Annotated in this window: 29 protein-coding genes; 11 read left to right on the top strand and 18 right to left on the bottom strand. The window is 55.5% G+C overall.

Annotated features, from left to right (window positions below; all coding sequences use genetic code 11):
* Positions 1-12: 12 nt before the first annotated feature.
* Both xapA and K2184_RS06855 read right to left on the bottom strand, forming a co-directional pair.
* Positions 13-846, bottom strand: a complete 834-nt coding sequence (xapA, locus tag K2184_RS06860) for a xanthosine phosphorylase (RefSeq protein WP_163525764.1) — start codon at positions 844-846, stop codon at positions 13-15.
* Between the two features lie 122 nt (positions 847-968).
* A complete protein-coding gene (locus K2184_RS06855) occupies positions 969-1,895 on the bottom strand; it encodes a LysR family transcriptional regulator (RefSeq protein ID WP_004114320.1) in 927 nt (308 codons plus the stop codon).
* Positions 1,896-1,984: 89 nt separating this feature from the next.
* Between K2184_RS06855 and K2184_RS06850 the strand changes: the two genes are divergently transcribed.
* Positions 1,985-2,983: a bile acid:sodium symporter family protein gene (locus tag K2184_RS06850; protein WP_004104330.1), complete on the top strand. Its 999-nt coding sequence runs from the start codon at positions 1,985-1,987 to the stop codon at positions 2,981-2,983.
* On the opposite strand, the gene K2184_RS06845 is transcribed toward K2184_RS06850, so the two are convergent.
* From K2184_RS06845 to zipA, 3 genes are all read right to left on the bottom strand, one after another.
* Entirely contained in the window at positions 2,980-3,198 is a 219-nt protein-coding gene (locus tag K2184_RS06845; protein WP_004104331.1) for a DUF3820 family protein, read from the bottom strand. The two genes, K2184_RS06850 and K2184_RS06845, sit on opposite strands and share 4 nt — an antisense overlap.
* Positions 3,191-5,215, bottom strand: a complete 2,025-nt coding sequence (ligA, locus tag K2184_RS06840) for an NAD-dependent DNA ligase LigA (RefSeq protein ID WP_016809558.1) — start codon at positions 5,213-5,215, stop codon at positions 3,191-3,193. Before ligA ends, K2184_RS06845 begins: the two co-directional genes overlap by 8 nt.
* 74 nt (positions 5,216-5,289) lie before the next feature.
* A complete protein-coding gene (zipA, locus tag K2184_RS06835; protein ID WP_196557103.1) occupies positions 5,290-6,333 on the bottom strand; it encodes a cell division protein ZipA in 1,044 nt (347 codons plus the stop codon).
* 230 nt (positions 6,334-6,563) lie between these two features.
* On the opposite strand from zipA, the gene cysZ reads away from it, so the two are divergent.
* From cysZ to crr, 5 genes are all read left to right on the top strand, one after another.
* Positions 6,564-7,325: a sulfate transporter CysZ gene (gene cysZ, locus K2184_RS06830; RefSeq protein ID WP_004104334.1), complete on the top strand. Its 762-nt coding sequence runs from the start codon at positions 6,564-6,566 to the stop codon at positions 7,323-7,325.
* A 159-nt stretch (positions 7,326-7,484) separates the two neighbouring features.
* Positions 7,485-8,456 carry a cysteine synthase A gene (cysK, locus tag K2184_RS06825; RefSeq protein WP_004104335.1) on the top strand — a complete coding sequence of 324 codons (972 nt, stop codon included), beginning with the start codon at positions 7,485-7,487 and terminating at the stop codon, positions 8,454-8,456.
* Between the two features lie 381 nt (positions 8,457-8,837).
* Positions 8,838-9,095, top strand: a complete 258-nt coding sequence (gene ptsH, locus K2184_RS06820; RefSeq protein WP_002913505.1) for a phosphocarrier protein Hpr — start codon at positions 8,838-8,840, stop codon at positions 9,093-9,095.
* Positions 9,096-9,139: 44 nt separating this feature from the next.
* Complete coding sequence (ptsI, locus tag K2184_RS06815) at positions 9,140-10,867, top strand: phosphoenolpyruvate-protein phosphotransferase PtsI (protein ID WP_004104336.1); 1,728 nt, start codon at positions 9,140-9,142, stop codon at positions 10,865-10,867.
* A 42-nt stretch (positions 10,868-10,909) separates the two neighbouring features.
* Positions 10,910-11,419 (top strand): PTS glucose transporter subunit IIA, encoded by a 510-nt coding sequence (gene crr, locus K2184_RS06810; RefSeq protein WP_000522253.1) that lies wholly within the window; start codon positions 10,910-10,912, stop codon positions 11,417-11,419.
* A 42-nt stretch (positions 11,420-11,461) separates the two neighbouring features.
* On the opposite strand, the gene K2184_RS06805 is transcribed toward crr, so the two are convergent.
* Together K2184_RS06805 and pdxK are read right to left on the bottom strand one after the other, a co-directional pair.
* The gene (locus K2184_RS06805; protein ID WP_004104337.1) at positions 11,462-11,701 is read right to left on the bottom strand and encodes a hypothetical protein; all 240 of its coding nucleotides are present in this window, start codon (positions 11,699-11,701) and stop codon (positions 11,462-11,464) included.
* Positions 11,698-12,564 (bottom strand): pyridoxine/pyridoxal/pyridoxamine kinase, encoded by an 867-nt coding sequence (gene pdxK / locus K2184_RS06800; RefSeq protein ID WP_023329892.1) that lies wholly within the window; start codon positions 12,562-12,564, stop codon positions 11,698-11,700. Before pdxK ends, K2184_RS06805 begins: the two co-directional genes overlap by 4 nt.
* Positions 12,565-12,647: 83 nt before the next feature.
* Here pdxK and ptsJ point away from each other — a divergent pair, with 83 nt between their 5' ends.
* The 3 genes from ptsJ (at position 12,648) to K2184_RS06785 (ending at position 15,131) form a co-directional block, all read left to right on the top strand.
* On the top strand, positions 12,648-13,946 hold the full coding sequence (gene ptsJ, locus K2184_RS06795) for a transcriptional regulator PtsJ (RefSeq protein WP_004114331.1): 1,299 nt from the start codon (positions 12,648-12,650) through the stop codon (positions 13,944-13,946).
* A 14-nt stretch (positions 13,947-13,960) separates the two neighbouring features.
* Positions 13,961-14,668 (top strand): type 1 glutamine amidotransferase, encoded by a 708-nt coding sequence (locus K2184_RS06790; RefSeq protein WP_004104342.1) that lies wholly within the window; start codon positions 13,961-13,963, stop codon positions 14,666-14,668.
* Between the two features lie 88 nt (positions 14,669-14,756).
* Complete coding sequence (locus K2184_RS06785) at positions 14,757-15,131, top strand: YfeK family protein (protein WP_016809553.1); 375 nt, start codon at positions 14,757-14,759, stop codon at positions 15,129-15,131.
* A gap of 28 nt (positions 15,132-15,159) precedes the next feature.
* Here the strand turns inward: K2184_RS06785 and cysM are convergent, their stop codons facing one another.
* The 9 genes from cysM to K2184_RS06740 all read right to left on the bottom strand — a co-directional run bounded on the left by cysM (position 15,160) and on the right by K2184_RS06740 (position 22,730).
* The gene (cysM, locus tag K2184_RS06780; RefSeq protein ID WP_024274538.1) at positions 15,160-16,071 is read right to left on the bottom strand and encodes a cysteine synthase CysM; all 912 of its coding nucleotides are present in this window, start codon (positions 16,069-16,071) and stop codon (positions 15,160-15,162) included.
* 133 nt (positions 16,072-16,204) lie between these two features.
* Positions 16,205-17,299 carry a sulfate/thiosulfate ABC transporter ATP-binding protein CysA gene (gene cysA / locus K2184_RS06775; RefSeq protein ID WP_004104347.1) on the bottom strand — a complete coding sequence of 365 codons (1,095 nt, stop codon included), beginning with the start codon at positions 17,297-17,299 and terminating at the stop codon, positions 16,205-16,207.
* A complete protein-coding gene (gene cysW / locus K2184_RS06770) occupies positions 17,289-18,164 on the bottom strand; it encodes a sulfate/thiosulfate ABC transporter permease CysW (RefSeq protein WP_004104348.1) in 876 nt (291 codons plus the stop codon). The genes cysA and cysW overlap by 11 nt, the downstream gene beginning before the upstream one ends.
* Complete coding sequence (cysT, locus tag K2184_RS06765; RefSeq protein WP_004104350.1) at positions 18,164-18,997, bottom strand: sulfate/thiosulfate ABC transporter permease CysT; 834 nt, start codon at positions 18,995-18,997, stop codon at positions 18,164-18,166. Before cysT ends, cysW begins: the two co-directional genes overlap by 1 nt.
* Positions 18,997-20,013: a thiosulfate/sulfate ABC transporter substrate-binding protein CysP gene (gene cysP / locus K2184_RS06760; RefSeq protein ID WP_004104352.1), complete on the bottom strand. Its 1,017-nt coding sequence runs from the start codon at positions 20,011-20,013 to the stop codon at positions 18,997-18,999. The genes cysT and cysP overlap by 1 nt, the downstream gene beginning before the upstream one ends.
* A 226-nt stretch (positions 20,014-20,239) precedes the next feature.
* Positions 20,240-21,139: a Dyp-type peroxidase gene (locus K2184_RS06755; protein WP_004114340.1), complete on the bottom strand. Its 900-nt coding sequence runs from the start codon at positions 21,137-21,139 to the stop codon at positions 20,240-20,242.
* Between the two features lie 92 nt (positions 21,140-21,231).
* Entirely contained in the window at positions 21,232-21,807 is a 576-nt protein-coding gene (locus tag K2184_RS06750; protein WP_163525765.1) for an RpoE-regulated lipoprotein, read from the bottom strand.
* A 61-nt stretch (positions 21,808-21,868) separates the two neighbouring features.
* Positions 21,869-22,318, bottom strand: coding sequence for a DUF2919 domain-containing protein (locus K2184_RS06745; protein WP_016809551.1), 450 nt, complete (start codon positions 22,316-22,318; stop codon positions 21,869-21,871).
* Positions 22,305-22,730: a GNAT family acetyltransferase gene (locus tag K2184_RS06740; RefSeq protein WP_004104360.1), complete on the bottom strand. Its 426-nt coding sequence runs from the start codon at positions 22,728-22,730 to the stop codon at positions 22,305-22,307. The genes K2184_RS06745 and K2184_RS06740 overlap by 14 nt, the downstream gene beginning before the upstream one ends.
* Positions 22,731-22,941: 211 nt before the next feature.
* Between K2184_RS06740 and amiA the strand changes: the two genes are divergently transcribed.
* The gene (gene amiA / locus K2184_RS06735) at positions 22,942-23,817 is read left to right on the top strand and encodes an N-acetylmuramoyl-L-alanine amidase AmiA (protein WP_004104362.1); all 876 of its coding nucleotides are present in this window, start codon (positions 22,942-22,944) and stop codon (positions 23,815-23,817) included.
* Positions 23,817-24,716 (top strand): oxygen-dependent coproporphyrinogen oxidase, encoded by a 900-nt coding sequence (gene hemF, locus K2184_RS06730; protein ID WP_004104363.1) that lies wholly within the window; start codon positions 23,817-23,819, stop codon positions 24,714-24,716. Before amiA ends, hemF begins: the two co-directional genes overlap by 1 nt.
* Positions 24,717-24,830: 114 nt before the next feature.
* On the opposite strand, the gene eutR is transcribed toward hemF, so the two are convergent.
* A complete protein-coding gene (gene eutR, locus K2184_RS06725; protein WP_023329894.1) occupies positions 24,831-25,883 on the bottom strand; it encodes an HTH-type transcriptional regulator EutR in 1,053 nt (350 codons plus the stop codon).
* Between the two features lie 48 nt (positions 25,884-25,931).
* Complete coding sequence (gene eutK / locus K2184_RS06720; protein ID WP_016809547.1) at positions 25,932-26,414, bottom strand: ethanolamine utilization microcompartment protein EutK; 483 nt, start codon at positions 26,412-26,414, stop codon at positions 25,932-25,934.
* Positions 26,415-26,417: the final 3 nt, after the last annotated feature.

Here is a 26,417-nt window from a genome sequence, read left to right as displayed (position 1 = left end):
TATTTATTATTTTCAGGCCAGTTTGCGTAAGAAGCCGCAGATCAGGTTGATAAAGTTCTGCCGGGAGAGTTCGGCCGCTGCCAGGGTTTGCGCGTGGGATAACTTCACATCGCCCAGACCTTCAGCCAGATTAGTAATCGCTGCAACAGCCACCACTTTCAACCCGCAATGGCGGGCGCTTATCACCTCCGGCACCACGGACATCCCCACCACATCGCCGCCGATAATTTGCATCATGCGGATCTCAGCCGCCGTTTCAAAATTCGGCCCGGGATAGGAGACAAATACGCCTTCAGTCAGCGGAAAACCCTCCTCTGCCGCAACGCGCTGCAGAACGGCGCGATAATCCGCATCATAGGCATTTGCCAGCGAGAAAAAGCGCTCGCCGAAGCGTTCATCATTCAGGCCCACCATCGGCGTACCCGGCATAGTATTAAGATGATCGCTCAGCGCCACCAGACTTCCCGGCCCCACTTCTGGACGAAGAGAACCGGCCGCGTTAGTACAAAACAGCAGTTCACATCCCAGAAGCTTTAGCGTACGGATGGCATCGGTCATGACCGTCATGCCGCGCCCTTCGTAGAAGTGCCCGCGCCCCTTCATGCAGGCAACCGGTACGCCAGCCAGATTTCCCAACACCAGCTCGCCGGCATGGCCGTGAACGGTACTCACCGGGAATCCAGGCAGCTTCTCGTATGAAATTGCCACTGCATCTTCAATTTGCTCCGCTAGCGCCCCAAGACCCGAACCAAGAATAAAAGCCACCCGCGGCATAAAGTCCGGCTTATATCCGCGAATGATGTCTGCGCTATACCATGGGTTCTGTGAAAAAAGCGTGTCGCTCATAAGCTGTCCTTAGAAACTGAAGAATCGATAAGTTAATTGGCTACCATGATGTTATAACGAGGGTACGCAATCGATTACCAATACAGTTTTCCCGGACGTTCGATATCAAAAAGCTATTGATTTCATTTCTGATACAAGGGGTCATTCTCGCGCAAAGCGGTCAGCTGGCCAGCCTGATGCCGCACCACCTCCCACAGCGCTTCTGCGGCAGTTGAAAGCGAGCGATTTTTACGCCGCGCCAGCATCAGCTGACGCTCCACCACCGGAGTGAGTCGTTTCACCTGCAAATGGCTGCCCTGAGGAAGCGGCAGCGCTAATGCGGGTAAAATACTGATACCTATCCCCGACTCAACCATCGGAAATAGCGTGGCCGGATGACCGATTTCCTGCACGATATTCGCTTTAACGGCAAATCCCGAGAGCGCGGCGTCAATCAGCGGACGACTACCAGAAGCATAATCCTGCAGAACCAGCCGCTGCTGCTGGAGGTCTTGCCAGTTCACCGCGCTCCGTCCGGCAAAAGGGTGATCGCTACGGCAAAGCAACAGAAAAGGTTCGGCGAGCACCGTCTCACACTGTAAATCGGTAGCAGCGCCAGGATCGATCACAATGCCAAAATCCACTTCCCCCTGGCGGATACTCTCCAGCACCCACTGCTGGGGGCGGTCGTGTAGTACGAAATCGATTTCCGGATAACGACGGTTGCTGTCGGCAATGCACTGCGGGATAAGATGGGCGGAAATAGTCTGGCTGGCCGCCACCCGGACGGTTCCCATCAGCTGCTGCCCGACGCGTCCGGCCTCTCGCAGCGTGCCGTTTAGTTCATCCAACAGACGCTCAAGCCGGGCCGCGAGCTGCTGGCCGGCCTCCGTAAGCACCACTTCGCGCGTCGTTCGGTCAAGCAAGCGTACCCCGGTCTGATGCTCCAGCTCTTTGACGCTATGGCTTACCGCTGACTGGCTAAGGCCAATACTCTCCCCTGCCCGGCTAAAGCTTTTGACGCGAGCAACGGTCACAAAAACCTTCAACTGTCGTAGCGAGTAATTCATCTCTTTTTTTCATGAATAGATGCAATAAATCGATTTTATTTCTCAAACTAAAGAAAGCACAATAGCGACATCGATTTTCAGGAGCGTTTATGAAATTTTTCCGCATTCTTGATCCATTCACCCTAACGTTAGTCACCGTCGTCCTGCTGGCCTCTTTTTTTCCTGCTCGCGGCGGATTTGTCCCCTTCTTTGAGCATTTAACTACCGCCGCCATCGCGCTGCTGTTTTTTATGCACGGCGCCAAACTCTCGCGTGAGGCGATCGTTGCCGGAGGAAGCCACTGGCGTTTACATCTCTGGGTCATGTGCAGCACGTTTATCGTTTTTCCCGTGCTTGGCGTGCTGTTTGCCTGGTGGGCGCCTGTCAACGTCGATCCGGCGCTATACACCGGGTTTATTTATCTCTGCATTCTGCCAGCCACCGTCCAGTCGGCCATCGCGTTTACTTCCCTGGCGGGCGGTAACGTGGCGGCAGCGGTATGCTCGGCCTCGGCCTCAAGCCTGCTGGGGATCTTCATTTCGCCTTTGCTGGTCGGCCTGCTGATGAATCTGCACGGCGCGGGCGGGAGTCTGGAGCAGGTTGGTAAAATCATGCTGCAGCTGCTGCTGCCGTTTGTGCTGGGGCATCTTTCTCGCCCATGGATTGGCAACTGGGTGACAAAACATAAAAAGTGGATCTCAAAAACCGATCAGACCTCTATCCTGCTGGTCGTTTATTCGGCATTCAGCGAGGCAGTCGTGAACGGTATCTGGCACAAAGTGGGTATCGGATCGCTGTTGTTCATCGTTATTGTCAGCATCGTGCTGCTGGCAATTGTGATAGCTATTAACGTGTTTGTAGCGCGCAGGTGTGGGTTTAATAAAGCGGATGAAATTACGATTGTCTTCTGCGGGTCGAAAAAGAGCCTGGCGAACGGCATTCCAATGGCCAATATTCTCTTCCCGACCTCAATCCTGGGGATCATGGTGCTGCCGCTGATGATCTTCCATCAGATTCAGCTCATGGTGTGCGCAGTGCTGGCGAGGCGCTATAAGCGCCAGGCCGAAGCATTGCAGGCGCAGGAAAAAAACCGCGCCTCCGAAGCTTAACGCGGACGCTTAAGGGGCTGGACCAGACCAGTCAGTCCCTCTGTTTTAATCAACAGGGTTAATGCCATCAGTTCGCCGAGATGCCCGGCAGGAAATTGATCCTTACGGGCAAACCACAGCAGATACTCTTCCGGCACATCAATTAATCGACGGCCTTTGTACTTGCCAAACGGCATTTCCGTATTGGCAATTTCAATAAGCTGCTCTTTATCCACGCGACTCTCCGAGCAGGCGCAGCATTTCGTCTTCATCGATTACCGCAATTCCCAGCTCCTGCGCTTTAGCGAGCTTAGAACCCGCAGCCTCCCCGGCGATAACCAGGTCGGTTTTCTTCGACACGCTGCCCGCAACCTTCGCGCCCAGCGCAACCAGCTGCGCTTTCGCATCATCACGAGAGAGCTGGCTCAGGCTACCGGTCAGAACAATCGTTTTTCCGGCGAACGGGCTATCAATCTCTTCAGCATTGACCACCACCGGCGCAGGCCAGCGGACGCCCTCTTTACGCAGCTGAGCGATAACTTCGCGGTTGCTCTCTTCGGCAAAGAAATTACGCACGTGCGTGGCGACGACAATCCCGACATCCGGCACTTTTTGCAGATCGTCAATCGAGGCCTGCTCAAGCGCCTCAATAGTGCCAAAGTGGGCCGCTAAACCGGCTGCCGTCGCCTCACCCACTTCACGGATCCCCAGCGCATAAAGAAAACGAGCGAAGGTGGTCTCTTTTGACTTCTCCAGGGCATCCACGATGTTCTGCGCTGATTTTGGCCCCATGCGATCGAGCCCGGTGAGTTTACCCGGCGTCAGCTGAAAGAGATCGGCTGGCGTGTGCACATACTCTTTTTCTACCAGCTGATCGATGATTTTATCGCCCATACCATCGACGTCCAGAGCGCGACGGGAGACAAAATGCTTGAGCGACTCTTTGCGCTGCGCGCCGCAGATCAATCCGCCGGTACAGCGCGTTACCACTTCGCCTTCAACGCGTTCGACGTCGGAGTGGCATACCGGACAATGGGTTGGGAACACGATTTCCCGCGTCTCTTCCGGGCGTTCTGAGAGCACAACGTTCACGACCTGGGGAATCACATCTCCGGCACGACGAATAACTACCTTATCGCCGATGCGCAGTCCCAGGCGCTCGATTTCATCGGCATTGTGGAGGGTCGCGTTGCTGACCAGTACTCCGGCGACGTGTACCGGCTCAAGACGCGCAACCGGCGTGATGGCGCCGGTTCGCCCGACCTGAAACTCAACGTCGCGCACGAAAGTCATCTGCTCCTGCGCCGGAAACTTAAACGCCACCGCCCAGCGCGGCGCGCGTGCTACGAAGCCAAGCTGTTCCTGTAACGCAAGCGAATCGACTTTGATCACCACTCCGTCGATATCAAATCCCAGATTCGGTCGATCTTCTTCCACCTTGCGATAGTAAGTAAGCACTTCCTCTGGCGTATGGCAGAGTTTTACGCGCTCGCTGACCGGCAGCCCCCAGAACTTAAACTGCTGCAAGCGTGCAGAGTGGCTGGCCGGCAGCTCGCCGCCTTCCAGCACGCCCACGCCATAGCAAAAGAAAGTGAGCGGACGCTTCGCGGTAATCCGCGGATCGAGCTGACGTAAAGAACCTGCTGCGGCGTTACGCGGGTTAGCAAAGACTTTCCCCCCGGTTCGCCGGGCCTCTTCATTAATTTTTTCGAACCCTGCCTGCGGCAGAAACACCTCTCCGCGAACCTCAAGCCGCTGCGGAATATTGTCGCCGCGTAGCTTCAGGGGGATCGCGCGGATGGTACGCACGTTGGAGGTAATATCTTCACCGGTCGTTCCATCTCCGCGGGTCGCCGCCTGTACCAGCAAGCCGTTCTCATAGAGGATACTGACCGCCAGGCCATCCAGCTTGAGCTCGCAGCAGTAGGTAAGATCATCACTATTTTTCAGACGGTCCTGCACCCGCTTGTTAAACGCGAGGAAACTCTCCTCATCAAAGACGTTATCGAGCGACAGCATCGGAACTTCATGGCGGATCTGGCTAAAGGAGGCTAGCGGTGCGGCGCCGACGCGCTGGGTGGGCGAGTCTGGGGTGATCAGCTCCGGGTGCTGAGCTTCCAGCTCGCGCAGTTCACGCATTAACCGGTCGTATTCCGCATCAGGAATTTCCGGCGTATCCATGACGTGGTAGAGATATTCATGATGGCGAAGCGTGGTTCGCAGTTCAGTCAGTTTTTGTTCGTTCGATTCCATATTACACCATCAATGATAAAAAACCCCCGACGGGCGGGGGTTCAGGATAAGTAGATTAAACGCAAAAAGCGGGATCAGGCGTTCGCCTCTTTTACTTCACGAATGCGGTCCTGATATTCACGCAGTTTTTGCGGCGTCATCATACGACGCTGGTCGTCCAGCACCACGCCACCGACTTCATCGGCGATGTACTGCGCGGACTGCAGCATCAGCTTAAAGTTTTGCAGTTCATCGCCAAAGGACGGAACCTGCATAAAGATAGTCACCCCAGGGGTCATCATATCCGCCATGCTGTCCGGATTAAAGGTGCCAGGTTTGACCATATTCGCCAGACTGAAAAGCACCTGGCCGCTACCGTCCGGGCTCAGGTGACGATGGAAAATATTCATATCGCCAAATTTGAAGCCCGCCTGCTGGATACTGTTGATGAGCAGCTCGCCGTTAAGCTGCGAGCCATGATGCGCGGCGACGTTCATCACGATGACCGTCTCCTTGCGCTCTTTAGGCTGCGGCGCTGCCGGCTGCGGCTCAGGGGCCGGAGGTTCAGGCGTCGGCTGCGGCTGCGGAGCGGCAACAGGCTGCTGTTGAACCGGCTGCTGCACATGCTGAACGGGTTGCTGCACATGCTGCTGTGGCTGCGGCGATTGCTGTGGCTGCGTTTGCGGCGGCTGCTGGGGCTCCACGGGCTGTGTCACCGGCTGCTGCGTCGGCGCGGCATAATGCGGTTGCTGAACCGGAGCCTGAGAGTGAACTGGCTGCTGATGCGGCTGCTGCGCTGCACGGGCAGGCTCTTCCGGGCGCACAGGCTGCTGCGCCTGACGCTCATAAGGAGGCTGGTACTGGTGCTGCGGCGGCTGACGAGGAGCTTCATGCTCCCCATGAACGCCGTTCGGCGCATGACTCGCCCGATGAACCCGGACTTCACCAACGCCTTCAACATCGTCATCAAAGTCGTCGCCTTCCGACTCTTCATCGTCGCGAGACTTCATACGTTTCAGTGGGCGATCGCGAAACATCGAGGAACGTTCTTTACGGCTGGTCCAAAAACCGTGCACCAGTAAAGCGATTATGGCGATCGCGCCAACAATGATTAATATCAGACGCAAATCCTGCATCATTATATTCTCTGTTGTTCTAACACCTTGCCACCACGGCAAACATTTACTCACTAAGAGTATTTGCCGATTACATCAAGTGCAAGTGCGTCTGGGGCTTTCACTACATAAAGATGAACTAAATCGTGCTTTTTGCTGTTTTTTCGAACATTTCCTAACTGGTTATTGTCGGCTAACCCGATAAAATAGCCCGACATTCAGCCTGGATGTTAAAAAAGGAGTATCACCTGACTATGGTTTCATCATCCGTAACGACCCCGCGCAGTGGCGTCTACTATTTTTCGCAGGGTTGGAAGCTGATCGGGCTGCCGGGGATCCGTCGATACGTCTTCCTCCCTCTACTCGTCAACATCGTGCTGATGGGTGGCGCATTCTGGTGGTTGTTCACGCGACTGGATAGCTGGATCCCTTCTTTGATGAGCCATGTTCCTGAATGGCTGCAATGGCTTAACTATCTGCTGTGGCCCATCGTCGTCATTTCTATTCTGCTGGTGTTCGGCTACTTCTTCTCGACTATCGCCAACTGGATTGCCGCGCCCTTTAGCGGCCTGCTGGCCGAGCAGCTTGAGGCGCGTCTGACTGGCGCGACGCCGCCGGACGTCGGAATTTTCGGTATCCTGAAAGATGTGCCGCGCATCATGAAGCGCGAGTGGCAGAAGTTTGCCTGGTATCTGCCGCGGGCGATCGTCCTTTTGCTTCTCTATTTTATTCCCGGTTTCGGCCAGACCGTCGCCCCGGTGCTGTGGTTCCTGTTCAGCGCCTGGATGCTGGCGATTCAATACTGCGATTATCCTTTTGATAACCATAAAGTGCCGTTTAAAACCATGCGCCAGGCGCTACGCACCCGCAAAGTCACCAACATGCAGTTTGGCGCTCTGACCAGCCTGTTTACCATGATCCCGGTGCTCAACCTCGTGATCCTGCCCGTCGCAATTTGCGGCGCGACGGCGATGTGGGTTGATTGCTACCGTGACAAACACGCGATGTGGAAATAGCGCTATCTCGTTCGGAGCGGCTTATGCCGCTCCTTATTACTTCTGGCTTGCCATTATTTCCCTTCCGAATATAGATATGCTAAATCCTTACTTCCGCATATTCTTTAAGCGGGTATGCTGAAGCCGTACTCCCAAATTTCATACAGTTAAGGACAGGCCATGAGTAAGATTTTTGAAGACAACTCCCTGACTATCGGCCATACGCCGCTGGTACGACTGAACCGCATCGGTAACGGGCGCATCCTGGCAAAGGTAGAATCACGTAACCCGAGCTTTAGCGTAAAATGCCGTATCGGTGCCAATATGATTTGGGATGCCGAAAAACGCGGCGTGCTGAAACCCGGCGTTGAGCTGGTAGAACCTACCAGCGGTAATACTGGTATCGCGCTGGCCTACGTGGCGGCGGCGCGCGGTTACAAATTGACGCTGACGATGCCCGAGACGATGAGCATCGAACGCCGTAAACTGCTGAAGGCGCTGGGTGCCAATCTGGTCCTGACCGAAGGTGCAAAAGGCATGAAGGGCGCCATCCAGAAGGCCGAAGAGATCGTCGCCAGCAATCCGGAGAAATTCCTGCTGCTGCAGCAGTTTAGCAACCCGGCCAACCCGGAAATTCACGAAAAAACCACCGGCCCGGAAATCTGGGAAGATACTGATGGTCAGGTCGACGTCTTCATCTCCGGCGTCGGTACCGGCGGTACGCTGACCGGCGTGAGCCGCTATATCAAAGGCACCAAAGGTAAAAAAGATCTGATTACCGTTGCCGTAGAACCTACCGATTCCCCGGTTATCGCCCAGGCGCTGGCAGGCGAAGAGCTTAAGCCCGGCCCGCATAAAATTCAGGGTATTGGCGCAGGCTTCATTCCCGGCAACCTGGATTTGAAACTGGTTGATAAAGTGGTAGCGATCACCAACGAGGAGGCGATCTCCACCGCACGCCGTCTGATGGAAGAGGAAGGCATTCTGGCTGGTATCTCTTCCGGCGCCGCCGTTGCCGCTGCGCTGAAGCTGCAGGAGGATGAATCCTTTACCAACAAGAATATTGTGGTTATCCTACCCTCTTCAGGTGAGCGCTATTTAAGCACTGCATTGTTTGCGGATCTGTTCACAGAGAAAGAACTGCAACAGTAATGCCAGCTTGTTAATATCGTGTAAAAAAGCACCTTTTCAGGTGCTTTTTTGTGGCGCACATCAAACTTTTACCCCTCCTGGCATTGATTCACTTCGTTGGGTCTGGTATTTAACCAGCACATTTATTTCGATGCGCGAAATTATTCCGAATGGGATTTCCATAAGCTGAATCGATTTTATGATTTGGTTCAAGTCTTCCTTTAGCGGCATAATGTTTAATGACGTGGTAGACGTTAACGGCCTGAAGGTTTCCACAGCGATTCTGAGCTGCTGGTGCCGAAGCCGGACACGTAATGCCGGCGCTAACGATACAGGCTAAAGTTTGGCCGTTAGGCTAAACTTTAGGTCCACAACACTAAACCTATAAGTTGGGGAAATATAATGTTCCAGCAAGAAGTTACTATTACCGCTCCGAACGGTCTGCACACCCGCCCTGCTGCTCAGTTTGTTAAAGAAGCAAAAGGCTTCACTTCTGAGATCACTGTAACCTCCAACGGCAAAAGCGCCAGCGCCAAAAGCCTGTTCAAACTGCAGACTCTGGGCCTGACCCAGGGTACCGTTGTAACTCTCTCTGCCGAAGGCGAAGATGAGCAAAAAGCAGTTGAGCATCTGGTTAAACTGATGGCTGAACTCGAGTAAGTTCACGGGTTCTTTTTAATATCAGTCACAAGTAAGGTAGGGTTATGATTTCAGGCATTTTAGCATCCCCGGGTATCGCTTTCGGCAAGGCTCTTCTGCTGAAAGAAGATGAAATTGTCATCGACCGGAAGAAAATTTCTGCCGATAAGGTTGATCAGGAAGTTGAACGTTTTCTGAACGGCCGCACCAAGGCCTCCGCCCAGCTGGAGGTCATCAAAACCAAAGCTGGTGAAACTTTCGGTGAAGAAAAAGAAGCCATCTTCGAAGGGCACATCATGCTGCTGGAAGATGAGGAGCTTGAGCAGGAAATCATAGCCCTGATTAAAGATAAGCACATGACTGCCGATGCGGCAGCCAATGAAGTTATCGAAGGTCAGGCTACTGCCCTGGAAGAACTGGACGATGAATACCTGAAAGAGCGTGCTGCTGACGTACGCGACATCGGTAAGCGCCTGCTGCGCAACATTCTCGGCCTGGCCATCATCGATCTTAGCGCAATTCAGGATGAAGTTATCCTGGTTGCCGCAGACCTCACCCCGTCTGAAACCGCACAGCTGAACCTGAACAAGGTGCTGGGCTTTATCACCGACGCGGGCGGCCGTACTTCCCACACCTCCATCATGGCGCGTTCTCTGGAACTGCCGGCCATCGTGGGCACCGGTAGCGTCACAAGCCAGGTGAAAAACGGCGATTATCTGATTCTCGACGCTGTAAATAACCAGGTTCTGGTTAACCCGAGCGACCAGCAGATCGAAGAGCTGCGTAACCTGCAGGCTCAGGTCGCTGAAGAGAAAGCGGAACTGGCTAAGCTGAAAGACCTGCCGGCAATTACGCTGGACGGCCATCAGGTTGAAGTTTGCGCCAATATCGGTACCGTACGCGACGTTGAAGGTGCCGAGCGTAACGGCGCAGAAGGCGTTGGTTTATATCGTACTGAATTCCTGTTCATGGACCGTGATTCGCTGCCAACTGAAGAAGAACAGTTCGCGGCTTATAAAGCGGTTGCCGAAGCATGCGGCTCTCAGGCCGTTATTGTTCGTACCATGGACATCGGCGGCGACAAAGAGCTGCCGTACATGAACTTCCCGAAAGAAGAGAACCCGTTCCTCGGCTGGCGCGCCGTGCGTATCGCCATGGATCGCAAAGAAATTCTGCGCGACCAGGTACGTGCCATCCTGCGCGCCTCTGCTTTCGGTAAACTGCGCATCATGTTCCCGATGATCATCTCTGTTGAAGAAGTGCGTGCACTGAAAAAAGAGATCGAAATCTACAAGCAGGAACTGCGCGACGAAGGTAAAGCATTTGACGAAGCAATCGAGATTGGCGTAATGGTGGAAACCCCTGCCGCTGCGACTATTGCACGTCACTTAGCCAAAGAAGTTGATTTCTTTAGTATCGGTACCAATGATTTAACGCAGTATACTCTGGCAGTTGACCGTGGTAATGATATGATTTCACATCTTTACCAGCCAATGTCCCCGTCTGTGCTGACGCTGATTAAGCAAGTTATTGATGCTTCTCATGCTGAAGGCAAATGGACCGGCATGTGCGGTGAGCTTGCGGGCGATGAACGTGCTACACTTCTGTTGCTGGGTATGGGTCTGGACGAGTTCTCTATGAGCGCCATTTCCATCCCGCGCATTAAGAAGATTATTCGTAACACGAACTTCGAAGATGCGAAGGTATTAGCAGAGCAGGCTCTTGCTCAACCGACAACGGACGAGTTAATGACGCTGGTTAACAAGTTCATTGAAGAAAAAACAATCTGCTAATTCACGAGATGCGCGGCCCAAATTACTGCTTAGGAGAAGATCATGGGTTTGTTCGATAAATTGAAATCTCTGGTTTCTGATGACAAAAAAGACACCGGAACTATTGAGATTGTAGCCCCGCTCTCTGGCGAGATCGTCAACATCGAAGACGTGCCGGATGTAGTGTTTGCGGAAAAAATTGTGGGTGATGGCATTGCTATCAAACCTACTGGCAACAAAATGGTTGCGCCGGTAGATGGTACCATCGGTAAAATTTTTGAAACCAACCATGCGTTTTCAATCGAATCTGATAGCGGCATCGAGCTATTCGTTCACTTCGGTATTGATACCGTTGAACTGAAAGGCGAAGGCTTCAAACGTATCGCTGAAGAAGGCCAGCGTGTGAAAGTCGGCGACCCGGTTATCGAATTCGATCTGCCGCTGCTGGAAGAGAAAGCCAAGTCTACCCTGACTCCGGTTGTTATCTCTAACATGGACGAGATCAAAGAGCTGATCAAACTGTCCGGTAGCGTAACCGTGGGTGAAACTCCGGTTATCCGCATCAAGAAGTAATTCTTGCCGCAGAAGAATGGCGCCTCTCAGGGCGCCATTTTTTTATCTCGCCGCTTTGAATGGCCGATAGCACTTCTCCCGTGAAAGTATTTTCATCCCCTCAGGGCCGCTTTCCAGAATCCGCTTCTCGCTATCAGAAACCTGTAAATCACACTGATATCCGCCAACGGCGCCAAATAGCGACCCCACTTCGCAAACATCCTCCAGCGCTTCGCTGCCGGTCGTCTCAAAATGGCCGACGACTCTTCCCTGCTGACGAACCACTAAACGATAGCTCTTCATATCCCCTCTCCTGACGGCGGAAGAATAAGCTCGTCGCAGCCCTGTTCATCGGTCCAGGTCATTACCGCCAGCACCCGCTGCGCGGCGGCATGAGCGGCATCACCCAGCGGTATTCCGCACACCAGGCCGCTCGCCAGCTCGGCGCAAAAAAGATCGCCCGTTCCCTTAAGGTCGGTTTCTACGCGCGGATGTTCGATCACCTCGACCGACTCTGCGCTAACCACCAGCACGTTGATCGTGGCGCTATCCGCTCCCGGCGCGCTGGTAATAACGACCCATTTCAACGAATCCGAGAGCAGGCTGCGGGCGGCGACAATCGCCTCCTGCTGATTATGGCAAGGCAGTCCGCTTAGCGTCTCCAGCTCAAACAGATTGGGCGTGATTCCCTGTGCCAGCGGGAGCAAATGAGTACGATAGGCTTCCGGAATCTCGGCCTTAACATAAATACCGCTATCCACATCGCCAATGACGGGATCAACGAGAATACACAGCTCGGGATGATGCTCGCGAATGCGCTGCAGCCATTGCGCAAGGCGCTTAATCTGCACCGCGCTTCCCATATAGCCGGTCGTGACCGCCCGCAACTCGCGCAGGGCGTCACGCTCCTCCAGCGCCTTTAAATAACCGGCAAACCACTCTTCCGGGATGACGCCGCCATAGTAGGTGTCATAGTGCGGAGTATTGCTGAACAGCACCGTCGGCACCGCGATAACCCGCAGGCCGTGCTGCTTTATCGCCGGTATCGCAATACTGTTTCCTACGCTGCCGTAGACCACCTGCGACTGCACGGCCACGATATCGACCTGTAGTGCCCGACTTTTATCGTTGAAGAGCACCGATTGTATTTCATCCTGCTGGCCCATCCTTTCTCCCCCCCGCTGGACAGCGGGTCATACTCTGATTATCATTCGTCCTATGCTAAATTTCATTTTGTCATAGGTCAATAATGATCGTTGGAAAAACTGCCAGTGAGATCTTCGATAATATCCGCCATCTGGTGCAAAGCGGCGTACTCAAACCTGGCGATGTTTTGCCGCCGGTACGCGAACTGGCTGGCAAGCTGTCGGTTAACCGCAATACGGTCGCCGCCGCCTATAAGCGACTGGTGACCTCCGGTCTGGCCATTAGCCAGGGGCGTAACGGTACGGCCATTAAGACGCATAATACGCTTCCCGCCCTTGAAGGTGGCGATCCCTCTTCGCCGCTAAAAGATATCTCCAGCGGCAACCCCGATCCCACGCGCCTGGCGAACGTCAAAAACTACCTCAGCGCTATCGCCGCCGCTCCACGCCTGTACGGCGATGCGGCGGTTGACCCACGGCTGGCCGCGTGGGCCCATGCCTGGATGAGCAAAGATTCAGGCGTGGACGCGGAGATTAACCTCGCCAGCGGCGCTATCGATGCGCTCGAACGTCTGCTGTGCGCCCTGCTGCTGCCGGGCGATAGCGTGGCTATCGAAGATCCCTGCTTTCTCAGCAGCATTAATATGCTGCGCTATGCCGGCTTCACCCCCTCGCCGGTACCGGTCGACGCTGAAGGCATGCAGCCTGATGCCCTTGAGGAGGCGCTGCGCAACGGCGCCCGGGCGGTGATCATCACCCCGCGAGCACATAATCCGACGGGCTGTAGCCTTAGCGAGCCCCGCGCCCGGGCGATACGCGATATCCTGGCCCGCTATCCGCAGGTTCTGGTGATTATTGATGACCATTTCGCCCTGCTCTCCTCAACGCCCTGGCACTCTCCGCTGGCCGCCGAAAGCCGGCGCTGGGCGCTGGTACGCTCGCTGTCGAAAACCCTTGGGCCGGACATGCGTCTGGCTATCGTTGCCAGCGATTGCGAAACGTCGGCGGCGCTGCGCCTGAGGCTTAATTCCGGTAGCCAGTGGGTCAGCCATCTGCTGCAGGATCTGGTCATCGCTTGTCTTAATGATGACGCATTTATGGCATCGCTGACGGAGAGTCGCCGCCACTATCGTCGGCAACATGAAAAGCTGATCGCCGCGCTCGCTCGCTGCGGGATAACCCACCTGACGCCAGGAGACGGCCTGAACTTTTGGTTTCCGCTGGAGGAACCAAGCCAGCCGGTAGCGCTTCGCCTGGCGCATGCTGGCTGGCTGGTCCGCGAAGGCGAAACGTTCGGAATTCGCGCCCCTTCACACGGGCTGCGGCTGTCACTTGCTACGCTCAGCGATGAAGAAATTAATAAGCTCGCCAGTGACTTATGTCAGATATTACAACAACAGTGACGGGAGTTAACGCTATGCAGATCCACTTTATCGTCCATGAAGTCTTTGAAGCGCCGGGAGCTTATCTGCACTGGGCGCAGGCGCGCGGTTACGATACCAGCTGGTCGCGGGTTTATGCCGGGGATGCGCTACCGGAAAATGCTAACGCCTTTGATATGCTGGTAGTGCTGGGCGGCCCGCAATCTCCGCGTACCACCCTAGCCGAATGCCCATATTTTGATACCCACGCCGAGCAGCGTTTGATTGCGCAGGCCATTGCCGCCGGGCGGATCGTGGTGGGGATTTGTCTCGGTTCGCAGCTTATCGGCGAAGCGCTGGGCGCGCCGGTCATGCAAAGTCCGGAAAAAGAGATTGGCCACTTTCCGATAACGCTCACCACCGCCGGCCTGCAGGACGGCAAACTGGCCCATTTTGGCCCGTCGCTGGTCGTGGGCCACTGGCATAACGATATGCCTGGCCTGACGCCGGAAGCGGAGGTGCTGGCCTCCAGCGAAGGCTGCCCGCGGCAAATTGTGAAATATCGCGATCGGGTTTATGGCTTCCAGTGCCATATGGAATTTGACGCTGAGGTCATCGAACTGCTGATCGCCCATTCACAGCAGGAGCTCAGCGCCGCCAGAGGCAGACGCTTCATCCGCAGCGAACAGGAGATGCGCGCCTGGGATTACCGCGAAATGAATCAGAAGCTGTGGACATTTCTTGATAAGCTGACGGAAAAATAACCGAAAACAGCCGTTTTTCTTAAAGATGCATTTCCTGACTGCGAAGAGAGTAGACTTATCGAACAAACCAATATGGAAGGTACTCAAGATGAAGAACATCCTCTGCGCAGTTATGGCGCTGCTTCTCGCGCTCCCTGCTTTTGCCAGACTCAATACCTATGAAGAAGCGCGTATTAACGCCATGCTTGATGCCCTGGCGCAAAAGAAAGATTTGATCTTTGTGCGCAATGGCGATGCCCATACCTGCGAGGAGGCAGTGTCACACCTGCGGCTAAAATTAGGTAATACCCGTAACCGCATCAACACCGCCGAGCAGTTTATTGATAAAGTGGCCTCATCATCGTCGATCACCGGCAAGCCCTATATCGTTAAAATCCCCGGCAAAAGCGACGAAAACGCGCAGCCTTATCTGCATACATTGATCGCCGAGACGGATAAAACGGTCGCAGCAAAGGGAAATTAATCCAACACCGGCTCGACGCCCCCGAGGTTTAGATCCCCGCGCCCTGGGTAAAGTGCTCTTCGCCAAATACGCCGGTCGAAAGGTAGCGATCGCCGCGATCGCAAACGATCGCTACCACTACCGCGCCAGGATTTTCACGGGCAATGCGTAGCGCGCCCGCCACCGCGCCGCCTGAACTCACACCGCAGAAAATCCCTTCCTGCACCGCCAGCATCCGCATGGTGTTTTCCGCGTCCTGTTGATGAATATCCAGCACCGCATCCACCAGCCGCGCATTAAAAATCCCCGGCATATATTCGGCAGGCCAGCGGCGAATGCCGGGAATACTGCTGCCCTCTTCCGGCTGCAGCCCCACGATGCTCACCGCTTTAGCCTGTTCGCGCAGAAAGCGGGAAACGCCGGTAATGGTGCCGGTGGTGCCCATGCTGGAGACAAAATGGGTTATCCGCCCTTCTGTCTGCCGCCAGATTTCCGGCCCGGTAGTGGTGTAGTGGGCATAGGGATTGTCCGGATTGTTGAACTGGTCCAGCAGCTTGCCTTCACCGCGCTGGGCCATCGCCAGCGCCAGATCGCGAGCCCCTTCCATCCCCTGCTCTTTGGTGACCAGAATCAGCTCCGCCCCGTAGGCGCGCATGGCCGCACGTCGCTCCTGGCTCATATTATCTGGCATCAGCAGCTTCATCTGATAGCCTTTAAGCGCGGCGATCATCGCCAGCGCAATGCCGGTATTGCCGCTGGTTGCTTCAATCAATACATCGCCGGGCTTAATTTCGCCGCGCTTTTCCGCTTCGACAATCATCGAAAGCGCGGCGCGATCTTTTACCGAACCGGCCGGGTTATTCCCTTCCAGTTTGACCCAGATTTCGCTGCCGTTATCTGGTCCCAGACGCTGTAGCTTCACCAGAGGCGTGTTGCCGATTGTTTGTTCTAATGTATTCACGGTTTTGCCCAATAAAAAGGCCGGGAAGCGTTTACCCGGCCTGCAAACATCCCCGGATGGCGACGCAGGCGTCTTATCCGGGCTACCCAATCCTGCCGTTGCGAAAACGGCGATAAACATGCGGATTAAGCTATCAGGCCGATTCGGCCAGAGCAAGCTCCTCGCGCGGCTCAATACGCTCACGACCGTTGTACAGGCGGGCATTCTGCAAGCCGACAAACAGGCGTTCCCCGCGATACGGCGCCTCTTCGCCCTGATACACCACGGTGAGCGGTTCGTCATACCACCCGAGAGGCTGCACAACTAATTGGGTGTAGTGGCCTTTCGGGCTCGCTTCCAGCACCTGTACCGGCAACGGTGAATCCAGGCTGGTGCGCCGGCTGATATCCACTTCCCACGGCCGCAGGAACAGATCCACCGGCCCCTGATACGCCGGGGTATAGCCTAACGGCCAGCGATGCGCGCCCACGTGAAACTGTCCGCCGCGAATGGTGCCTTTCAGGCGGTTCACTTCGCCCATAAATTCCAGTACAAAGCGGGTTGCCGGCTCGCGCCATACCCGATCGGGTGCATCCGCCTGTTCAATATTGCCCTGGCTCATCACCACCACGCGATCCGCGACTTCGGTCGCCTCTTCCTGATCGTGGGTAACGAATACGCTGGTAAACTTTAGCTCTTCATGCAGCTGACGCAGCCAGCGTCTCAGTTCTTTACGTACCTGGGCATCCAGCGCGCCGAAAGGCTCATCCAGCAGCAGAATTTGCGGTTCGACCGCCAGCGCGCGCGCTAACGCGACGCGCTGCTTCTGTCCGCCGGAAAGCTGGGCCGGATAGCGATCGGCCAGATGCGCCAGCTGAACCATCTCCAGCAGTTTGGTAACTTTCGCTTTGATCCCGGCGGCATTTGGCCGTTCACGCTTAGGCAGCACCGTCAGGCCGAAGGCAATGTTGTCGAACACCGTCATATGACGAAACAGCGCATAGTGCTGAAAAACAAAGCCAACTTTACGGTCGCGAGCGTGCACCCGGCTGACGTCGGTACCGTGAAAACGAATGTGCCCGCTGGACTGATTCTCCAGCCCGGCAATGATGCGCAGCAGCGTGGTTTTCCCGGAGCCTGACGGCCCCAACAGCGCGACCATCTGTCCGGAAGGGATATCCAGTGAGATATCATTCAGCACCTGGGTGCGACCAAAAGACTTCTTAATATTGGCAATCTCAATGCTCATGATTTCCCTCCAGTTGCGCGCGTTTTTCCTGATTGGCCAAACGCCATTGCACCATACTCTTCAAAAACAGGGTCAAAATAGCCATTAACGTCAGCAGAGCCGCGGCGGTAAACGAACCAACGGTATTGTAGTCCTGCTCCAGTAGTTCTATTTGCAGCGGCAGCGACAAGGTTTCGCCGCGGATAGAGCCGGAAACAACCGATACGGCGCCGAATTCGCCGATCGCGCGGGCGTTAGTCAGCACCACGCCATACAGCAGCGCCCAGCGGATGTTTGGCAGCGTCACCCGACGGAACATCTGCCAGCCCGAAGCGCCGAGCAGAATCGCCGCTTCATCCTCATTACTGCCCTGGCTCATCATCACCGGCACCAGCTCGCGAACCACAAACGGACAGGTCACAAAAATGGTCGCCAGCACCATACCGGGCCAGGCAAACATAATCTGTAGGTTATGCTCATCCAGCCAGCCGCCAAGCGGGCCATTAGAGCCATAAAACAGCAGATAAACCAGCCCCGCCACCACCGGCGAGACGGCAAACGGAATATCCAGCAACGTCAGCAGCAGCTGGCGGCCGGGAAAGTTAAAACGCGTCACCAGCCATGCCAGCAGCGTGCCAAACACCAGATTCACCGGCACGGTAATTAAGGCGATCATCACCGTCAGCCAGATGGCGTGCAGCATGTCCGGATCGGCCAGGTTATGCAGCACCGGCATCAGACCTTTGCTGAAAGCCTGCACGAAGATATAGACCATCGGTACAATCAGGATAAAGGCGGAAACCAGCATCCCGATACCGATCAAAAACCATTTCCCCCAGTTAATGCGGGGGGCGTCATAACGCTTTAACTGAGCAACGATCGCCATTAATGACCTACCACGCGTCGACCAAAGCGACTTTGCAGGGTGTTGATTGAGAACAGCAGCAGTAACGATGCCGCGAGGATCACCGAAGCAATCGCGCTGGCGGCAGGGTAATCAAACTCCTGCAAACGAATAAAAATCATCAGCGAGGTCACTTCCGTTTTCCACGCGATGTTACCGGCGATAAAAATAACCGCGCCGAACTCTCCCAGGCTGCGGGTAAACGACAGCGCGACGCCGGCCATCAGCGCAGGTGAAAGCTCCGGCAGCACCACTTTGCGAAAGCTCTGCCAGCGCGTCGCGCCCAGGGTTTCCGCCGCCTCTTCATATTCCGGCCCCAGCTCTTCCAGTACCGGCTGCACCGTACGAACCACAAAAGGAATACTGGTAAAGGCCATCGCCACGGCGATACCCAGCCAGGTATAGGTCACTTTAATATCAAGCTTCGCCAGCCATTCACCGTAAAAGCCGTTGACGGAGAACAGCGAGGCCAGCGTCAGGCCCGCCACCGCCGTCGGTAGCGCAAACGGCAGATCCATCAGCGCGTCCAGCAACGTGCGCCCCGGAAAGCGGTAGCGCGTGAGGATCCACGCCATCAGCAGGCCAAATACGCCGTTAAAGATCGACGCCACAAAGGCCGACAGCAGGGTGACTTTATAAGCGGCTACCACCTGCGGGTTGCTGATCACATCCCAGTATTGACTCCAGGTCATTTCCGCGAGCTGCATCACCAGCGCGCTCAGCGGCAGCAGCAGAATTAAGCACACGAACAGCAGGCTGGTGCCGAGGCTCAGGGTAAAGCCCGGCAGCACGCGCTTTGAGGCAACAGCAAACATTACTTACGCCCCGCCGCCAGCAGTTTGTCCAGCTCACCGCCGCTGGCAAAGTGGGTTTTCATCACTTCCGGCCAGGAGCCAAACTGGTCCTCCACGCGGAACAGCTCGGTCTGCGGGAATTTATCTTTCAGCGAATCCATCACCTTCGGGTTGTTCACGCGATAGTAATAGTCGGTGATGATCGTCTGCGCCTGCGGGCTGTAGAGCCAGTTCAGATAGGCTTTCGCCGCTTTCTCCGTTCCGTTAGCCTGAACGTTTTTATCTACCCAGGCCACCGGGAATTCGGCCAGGATATTGGTCTTCGGGATAACCACTTCAAATCCCTGATCTTCGTACTGTTTACGGATGTTGTTCACTTCCGATTCGAAGCTGATCAGCACATCGCCCAGACCGCGCTCGGCGAAGGTCGTGGTAGCCCCGCGACCGCCGGTATCAAACACTTCGACGTTTTTCAGGAACTGGGTCATGAACTGCTCGGTTTTCGCTTTATCGCCGCCGTCAGCCTTGTCCGCCGCGCCCCACGCCGCTAAATAAGTGTAACGCGCGTTGCCGGAGGTTTTTGGGTTCGGGAAAATCAGCTTCACGTCGGAACGCACGAGGTCATTCCAGTCGTGGATATTCTTCGGGTTGCCTTTACGCACCAGGAAGCCCATGGTGGAGTAAAACGGCGAGCTGTTATTCGGCAGACGGCTTTGCCAGTCGGCGGGAATCAGTTTGCCTTTGTCGTGCAGAATCTGTACGTCGGTCACCTGATTGTAGGTCACCACGTCGGCCTTAAGCCCCTGCAGAATCGCCAGCGCCTGTTTTGATGACCCGGCATGAGATTGTTTAATCGTCAGCTTATCGCCGCCGTTATCTTTCGCCCACTGCTGTTCAAACTGCGGGTTAAGGGCGGCAAACAGCTCGCGGGAAACATCGTAGGAGCTGTTCAGCAGTTCCGTCGCCTGCGCCTGCGCAACCAGCAGCACAGAAGCAGCCAGCGCCAGATATCCTTTTTTCAGTGATTTAACGGCCATTGCGCACCCTTATCAATATGATGATTTTCTGCTGATCATCATATTTATAACGGCTATGAAAGGAGTAACGGTTTTATATACCGTTTGGCGATTTGGAAGTCGAAAAGAGAATAAGAGAATGGCAAAGCTTATCTGAATCACGCATCCATAACCGGAAAACGGGCGACGCTTGCCGACCGCGCCGAACGTTTCCCTCTCCCTGCGGGGAGAGGGTGAGGAGGAGATCTTACAGCGCCAGCAGCCTATCCAGGGACGGCGCGAAGTAGTATCCGCCGGTCACCGGTTTGGTAAAACGCAGCATCGCGTCGCGCTTACCGTCGGTATCACCGAACATACTCAGCAGCTGCTGTTCAATATTGTGCAGACGCGCGCAGTAGGCGCAAAAGTAGAGGCCGTGAGTACCGCTGGCGGTACCGTAAGGCAGGCTCTGACGCACAATCTTCAACCCTTTCCCTTCTTCTTTTAAATCCACGCGGCTCAGGTGAGAGGTTTCCGGTCGAGCATCGCCGTCAATCTCTTCGTTGGCCTCTTTGGTACGGCCGATCATCATCTCCTGATCGGGAACGCTCATACGGTTAAGCTGCTTGAGGTTGTGCTCCCAGCGTTGCACGAATACGTAGCTGCCGCCCGCATCCACGCCATCCTGAATCACCGCCACTTCACGACGAGTCTCTTCCCCCGCCGGGTTTTCGGTACCGTCAACAAAACCGCTGAGGTCGCGCTCTTCAATCCAGCGGAAGCCGTGAATCTCCTCTTTGACCTCAATCGCGGCGCCAAAAGCGGACATGGCCGCCTGAGCGACGGAGAAGTTCAGCTCATGCTGCGCGGACAGGATATGAATCAGCACATCATATTGGGTCGACGGAGCCAGACCTTTACCGTAGCCCGGGAACGCTTTTAACTCTTCGGCCCCTACGCCGCCGCTCAGATGGCGCCAGACGTGATGACCGAAAGCGACGACTGCTCCCAGCTTAGCTTCCGGATATTTTGTCTGAAAGGTGGCTAACTTATCGGCAAACACTCTGCTGGCTTCGCGCAGTGCGTCCACATCGCCTTTGACATTCGCTTCAATCCAAATCGCCGCACGGCAATGTTCCGGCAAAATGCCGCTCTGAACCTGAGACATCGCTCCTCCTGAAATAGTACAGCCACAACGCTGTGGCTTTTAAGGCGCTATTGTACCCGCTTTTTCAGGACGTCGAATCACTTCAGATCAAATTAGCGACGCCAGATAATTTTGCTCACCTTCCAGTTTTTCAGCGTGTCATCGGAAGGCATTAACTCCTCAGGGCCGCTCCAGTTACCGGTAAAGGCATAGCTAATATGCTGGCTGCCCTTGGCCTTACACTCCACCACCGCACCGTTATCGTTGCTGCCTTTCTGACAGTTGCCAAACGCTTTGCTGTAAATATCGCTAAACGGGGTCCCGATTTTCACGCCGCTGGCGGCTTTGATGTTGCTATCCCGCACGTCGATACGGCTAATAGTCCCGCTCTCGCCGTTAATGGTCAGCGCAACCTTGTCATCTTTTAACGCTTCGAAGTAGCGCACAATATTGCCGTTAGCCGTTTTCATGCCGCTGCGCAGGCGGTAGCTGCTGCCGAGCGCATCGCCGATCGCCTGCTCGTTCAGCGGCGTTGTCGCCGTCAGGTTGCCTACGCCCTGTTCGGTCACTTGCGTAGAGGAACCAAACCAGTTCCACGGATAAGCCGACGACCAGTTAACCGAGCTCATCGTCGAGCAGCCGGTTAACGCCAGCGGTAATGCGCAGAGAAGTAAACGTCGCGATTTCATGACTCAGTCCTTTCTGATTAATTCAACGCAAGTTGGAGTGCGCGATCGGCAAAAAGTGCCGTTAAACCTGCTCTTCGCGAAAACAGGCTTTCAACCGACGGTTGCTTAACAGCCACCAGAGCGCATAAAGATCCGCCGCCAGCAGGGAGATGGTCACCGCCGAGGGCGATTCTCCGCTCAGCCACAGCAGCGGCTGCCAGACCAGCAGCAGGCTCTGAGAAAGCACCAGCAGCCAGCGCATCATCGGCCAGAGGCGAGGAAAACGCTGACGATGTCCGCTGATGAGAAACGCCAGTACCGCCGGGATGCCGGGCAGCAATCCCAGCCAAAAATTATCGTGATCCGGATAAAACAGATTCAGCAGCGCGTCACCCTGCTGCCGCGACGCTCCGGCCATCAGAAACAGCACCCACGTCCGCGCCTGAAGCAGCAGCACGCACCAAAAAAGGAACGGCAATCGCAGGCGACCGTGGGCATCAAAATCGGCGGGGATAAACTCAGTATTCTTCATCTTCAATTAAGCGTTTGCCGAGGCACAGCACGTCCGAATGCTCATAGCCAAGGCGTTCGTACATCCCCTGAACCACATCATTATCTTCGCGGATCATAATGTTTATTTTCGGGCAGCCGCGGGCAATCAGCTTTTTCTCCAGCCGATTAAGCAGCGCGTTAGCAATACCGCGACCGCGATATTCCGGATGCACGCCGAGATAATAAGCGGAGCCGCGGTGACCGTCGTAACCGCCCATCACCGTACCAACCACTTCACCGTTAACTTCGGCCACCAGAAACAGGCTGGCGTCGTGGTTCAGCTTACGCTCAATATCCATTTCCGGATCGTTCCATGGCCGCAGGAGATCGCAGCGCTCCCACAGGGTAATAACCTCTTCGAAATCTTGTTGGCGAAAAACGCGTATCTCCATGGTATTGCCCACCATTAACGGTTAAAAACAGAGATTATGGCGCGATTGTGCCCGCTAGCCAATATCAGGCGCAATGAGCCGCAAAAAATGGCATAATATGACTTTGTCATGTATTGAAATGAAAAGTAAAACAATTCTTATTTTGAATGGTCGTATCAAAAAACACGATACGATATAACATTAGTCACCACTTGTTTGCAATTCAGGCCGAATGAGCACTTTTAAACCATTAAAAATACTTGCTTCGCGCCGCCAGGTGCTGAAAGCCGGGCTGGCAGCAATGACGCTTTCAGGGATCGCCTCTCAGGCCAGCGCGAAAGAACAACAGCCATTGAAAACATCCAATGGGCACAGCAAACCCGTAGCGAAGAAAAAAGGCGCCAGGCGCGTCGTGATGCTCGACCCGGGCCATGGCGGTATTGATACCGGCGCTATCGGCCATAACGGTTCAAAAGAGAAGCACGTCGTGCTGGCTATCGCCAAAAACGTGCGCAGCATCCTGCGCAACAACGGTATCGATGCGCGTCTTACGCGCAGCGGCGATACCTTTATTCCACTCTATGACCGCGTGGAGATCGCCCATAAGCACGGCGCCGATCTCTTTATGTCGATTCACGCCGATGGCTTCACCAACCCGAGCGCCGCCGGCGCCTCCGTTTTCGCCCTCTCCAACCGCGGCGCCAGTAGCGCCATGGCGAAGTATCTCTCGGATCGCGAAAACCGGGCGGATGAAGTGGCCGGCAAGAAAACGACCGATAAAGACCATCTGTTGCAGCAAGTGCTGTTCGATCTGGTGCAAACGGACACCATCAAGAATAGCCTGACGCTCGGCTCGCACATCCTGAAAAAGATTAAGCCGGTGCATAAGCTGCACAGCCGCAATACCGAACAGGCTGCGTTCGTCGTGCTGAAGTCGCCATCAATTCCGTCGGTGCTGGTGGAGACGTCGTTTATTACCAACCCGAACGAAGAAAAACTGCTGGGCACCACCGCGTTCCGGCAGAAAATCGCCACGGCAATAGCCAACGGCATTATCAGCTATTTCCACTGGTTCGATAACCAGAAAGCCCACTCGAAGAGACGTTAATGAAACCCGACGCGCACCAGGTAAAAGCTTTCCTTCTTCAGCTCCAGGATGACATCTGCCAAAAGCTTAGCGCCGTTGACGGTAGCGAATTTATCGAGGATAGCTGGCAGCGGGAAGGCGGCGGCGGCGGACGCAGCCGGGTGCTGCGCAATGGCGGTATCTTTGAGCAGGCTGGCGTGAATTTTTCCCACGTGCACGGTGATGCAATGCCGGCTTCCGCAACCGCGCATCGTCCTGAACTGGCAGGCCGCAGCTTCGAAGCGATGGGCGTCTCGCTGGTCGTACACCCACGCAGCCCGTACATCCCTACCAGCCACGCCAACGTGCGCTTTTTTATCGCGGAAAAAGCGGGTGCCGATCCGGTATGGTGGTTCGGCGGCGGCTTTGATTTAACCCCCTACTACGGTTTTGAAGAAGATGCCGTTCACTGGCATCGTACCGCCCGCGATCTTTGCCAGCCCTTCGGTGAAGAGGTTTATCCGCGCTATAAAAAGTGGTGTGACGACTACTTTTTCCTCAAGCATCGTAACGAGCAGCGCGGCATCGGCGGCCTGTTTTTCGATGATTTGAATACCCCGAACTTTGACCATTGTTTCGACTTTATGCAGGCGGTGGGCAACGGCTTCACCGAGGCGTATCTGCCGATTGTCGAGCGGCGTAAAGAGAGAGTCTGGGGCGAGCGCGAGCGCGATTTCCAGCTCTACCGTCGCGGGCGCTACGTGGAGTTCAACCTGGTGTGGGATCGCGGTACCCTGTTTGGTCTGCAAACCGGCGGCCGTACCGAGTCCATTCTGATGTCGATGCCGCCGCTGGTGCGCTGGGAATACGACTACCAGCCGGAAGCGGGCAGCCCGGAGGCCGCGCTAAGCGAATTCATTCAGGTACGTGATTGGGTTTAAAGTTGCCAGATGGTGCGATCCGTAGGCCAGATACGGCGCTGTTTTGCCTGATGGCGCTACGCTTATCAGGCCTACGATGACGGCACGATTCGCCAGCCGGTAAATAACGCGTAATCAAACCCACTGCCGCATCCGCTGATGCAGCGTCAACGACGGTTTCTCGGCGAACAGCTGTTGATAATCGGTGGCGAACTGGCCCAGATGCCAAAAGCCCCACTGCATCGCGGCATCTTTCACCGTTGCGCTCTGCGACCACGGGCTAATCAGCTCCCGGCGCACCGCGTTCAAACGAATGCGCTTCAGCCAGGCGTTCGGCCCGATCCCCAGAATCGCGTGAAAGGCATTTTGCAGCGTGCGGCGGCTAACGTGCAGCTGCTGACACAGATCGAGAACCGTCAGCGGCTCCGACATATTCTCCAGCACGTACTCCCGCGCCCGGGAAAGCAGCCGCCGGTAGCTCTGATGGCTGATGCTCTCGGCGGTGACCATCGGCTGCGCCTCCTCCAGCATCGCCCCCATCGCCAGCAGGAGATTATCGCCCAATACCTTGCGCACAGCGGGCTGATGTAGGTTTTCCGGATTCTCGCTAAACGTCGCCAGCGCCTGCTGCACAAAGCCCCATAGCGCTGCCTTGTGCTCCTCTTTAACCTCCAGCGCCGACTGGTTACGCAGCATATGCAGCACCCGCTCCGGGTGATGCAGGAAGCTGGCCTGACGGGAAATGACATCCTCTGAGATAACCACTCCCAGAATGGTGTAATCATCCGGCGTGCTGAGTTCGAACTCGGTGCCGCCGGGTCGGGTGGCGATCTCGGCGCTGCCGAGACACTGCGATCCTATAAACCCCTGCTCGCCGCGGGTTGTCGGGATACCGAACCAAAAAGAGTTCGGCCACACCAGGCAGGATTGACGCAGCGCCAGACCGGTATACTCGCGAAAAACCTGAATATCATCGAGCAGGATTTCGGTAAATTCACCGTGAAATTTCCCCGGATGCAGCTGATCGTAAATCTGCTGCCAGGCGGTAATCGTCAGGGCATGTTCATAGACATCGGTGGTCCGCCGCTGGTGGACGTTATCCACCTCGACCATCGGCGTCAATTTAACGTCTTCGGGTAATGCTTCATGATAAAGATGGTGCAGGCTGGCCGGTGTTTTCTTTTTCATGATCTTATCAACCGGGAGCGCTCTCGCGTTCCCGGCACCTCCGACTGGTTAATTTTTTAGACGATAGCGACTACTGCGTTTACGCAACGATCCGGTAGAAAACAGCTGTTCCAGCGCCTTTCTGGCTTCGTCAAGCGACCAGCCAAAATGGGCGGCCACCTCCCCTGCCGTCATTCCCTGACGCGTCGATGCCAGCAGCGCCAGTAAAGGCTCAGAGGACTCCGCTATCACCGGTGGCTGCGGGGCTTCCGGCTGCGGCTGAAAGCCGCCGATCAGCCGCTGGGTGTCCTCTTCCGGGCGCCCTATCTCCCGACGGCTAACAACGCGCCCCGTACGCTGCGCCGCAGCGCTTCCGGCATCCAGTGCCGCCCGGCACGCCGCCAGGTCGCCTTCCACCACGAGGGTTAACCTGCCGGGGTCGAGAACCTCATGGCTGAGCAGCCGCACGTTGGCCGCCTTCAGCATCGCATCCGCCGCATCAACGGCGGCGACCATGCCGTCAACTTCCAGTAATCCCAGGGCGTTGATCATCGC

The sequence above is a fragment of the Klebsiella sp. K5-306 genome (genome assembly GCF_051835185.1).
Classification (GTDB): Bacteria; Pseudomonadota; Gammaproteobacteria; order Enterobacterales; family Enterobacteriaceae; genus Klebsiella; species Klebsiella oxytoca.
Note: the sequence above shows the minus strand (reverse complement) of the source record. Positions and strands in the feature narration are given on the sequence as shown.

Coding starts and splice junctions, on each gene's coding strand:
- K2184_RS06755 (WP_004114340.1), bottom strand. CDS start 21,139: ATGTCTCAGGTTCAGAGCGGCATTTTGCCGGAACATTGCCGTGCGGCG.
- cysT (WP_004104350.1), bottom strand. CDS start 18,997: ATGTTTGCTGTTGCCTCAAAGCGCGTGCTGCCGGGCTTTACCCTGAGC.
- ptsI (WP_004104336.1), top strand. CDS start 9,140: ATGATTTCAGGCATTTTAGCATCCCCGGGTATCGCTTTCGGCAAGGCT.
- eutK (WP_016809547.1), bottom strand. CDS start 26,414: ATGATCAACGCCCTGGGATTACTGGAAGTTGACGGCATGGTCGCCGCC.
- K2184_RS06790 (WP_004104342.1), top strand. CDS start 13,961: ATGCAGATCCACTTTATCGTCCATGAAGTCTTTGAAGCGCCGGGAGCT.
- K2184_RS06785 (WP_016809553.1), top strand. CDS start 14,757: ATGAAGAACATCCTCTGCGCAGTTATGGCGCTGCTTCTCGCGCTCCCT.
- K2184_RS06745 (WP_016809551.1), bottom strand. CDS start 22,318: ATGAAGAATACTGAGTTTATCCCCGCCGATTTTGATGCCCACGGTCGC.
- ligA (WP_016809558.1), bottom strand. CDS start 5,215: ATGGAATCGAACGAACAAAAACTGACTGAACTGCGAACCACGCTTCGC.
- pdxK (WP_023329892.1), bottom strand. CDS start 12,564: ATGGGCCAGCAGGATGAAATACAATCGGTGCTCTTCAACGATAAAAGT.
- cysA (WP_004104347.1), bottom strand. CDS start 17,299: ATGAGCATTGAGATTGCCAATATTAAGAAGTCTTTTGGTCGCACCCAG.
- K2184_RS06805 (WP_004104337.1), bottom strand. CDS start 11,701: ATGAAGAGCTATCGTTTAGTGGTTCGTCAGCAGGGAAGAGTCGTCGGC.
- xapA (WP_163525764.1), bottom strand. CDS start 846: ATGAGCGACACGCTTTTTTCACAGAACCCATGGTATAGCGCAGACATC.
- hemF (WP_004104363.1), top strand. CDS start 23,817: ATGAAACCCGACGCGCACCAGGTAAAAGCTTTCCTTCTTCAGCTCCAG.
- eutR (WP_023329894.1), bottom strand. CDS start 25,883: ATGAAAAAGAAAACACCGGCCAGCCTGCACCATCTTTATCATGAAGCA.
- cysZ (WP_004104334.1), top strand. CDS start 6,564: ATGGTTTCATCATCCGTAACGACCCCGCGCAGTGGCGTCTACTATTTT.
- K2184_RS06850 (WP_004104330.1), top strand. CDS start 1,985: ATGAAATTTTTCCGCATTCTTGATCCATTCACCCTAACGTTAGTCACC.
- crr (WP_000522253.1), top strand. CDS start 10,910: ATGGGTTTGTTCGATAAATTGAAATCTCTGGTTTCTGATGACAAAAAA.
- ptsH (WP_002913505.1), top strand. CDS start 8,838: ATGTTCCAGCAAGAAGTTACTATTACCGCTCCGAACGGTCTGCACACC.
- ptsJ (WP_004114331.1), top strand. CDS start 12,648: ATGATCGTTGGAAAAACTGCCAGTGAGATCTTCGATAATATCCGCCAT.
- K2184_RS06855 (WP_004114320.1), bottom strand. CDS start 1,895: ATGAATTACTCGCTACGACAGTTGAAGGTTTTTGTGACCGTTGCTCGC.
- cysP (WP_004104352.1), bottom strand. CDS start 20,013: ATGGCCGTTAAATCACTGAAAAAAGGATATCTGGCGCTGGCTGCTTCT.
- cysW (WP_004104348.1), bottom strand. CDS start 18,164: ATGGCGATCGTTGCTCAGTTAAAGCGTTATGACGCCCCCCGCATTAAC.
- K2184_RS06750 (WP_163525765.1), bottom strand. CDS start 21,807: ATGAAATCGCGACGTTTACTTCTCTGCGCATTACCGCTGGCGTTAACC.
- cysK (WP_004104335.1), top strand. CDS start 7,485: ATGAGTAAGATTTTTGAAGACAACTCCCTGACTATCGGCCATACGCCG.
- amiA (WP_004104362.1), top strand. CDS start 22,942: ATGAGCACTTTTAAACCATTAAAAATACTTGCTTCGCGCCGCCAGGTG.
- K2184_RS06740 (WP_004104360.1), bottom strand. CDS start 22,730: ATGGAGATACGCGTTTTTCGCCAACAAGATTTCGAAGAGGTTATTACC.
- zipA (WP_196557103.1), bottom strand. CDS start 6,333: ATGATGCAGGATTTGCGTCTGATATTAATCATTGTTGGCGCGATCGCC.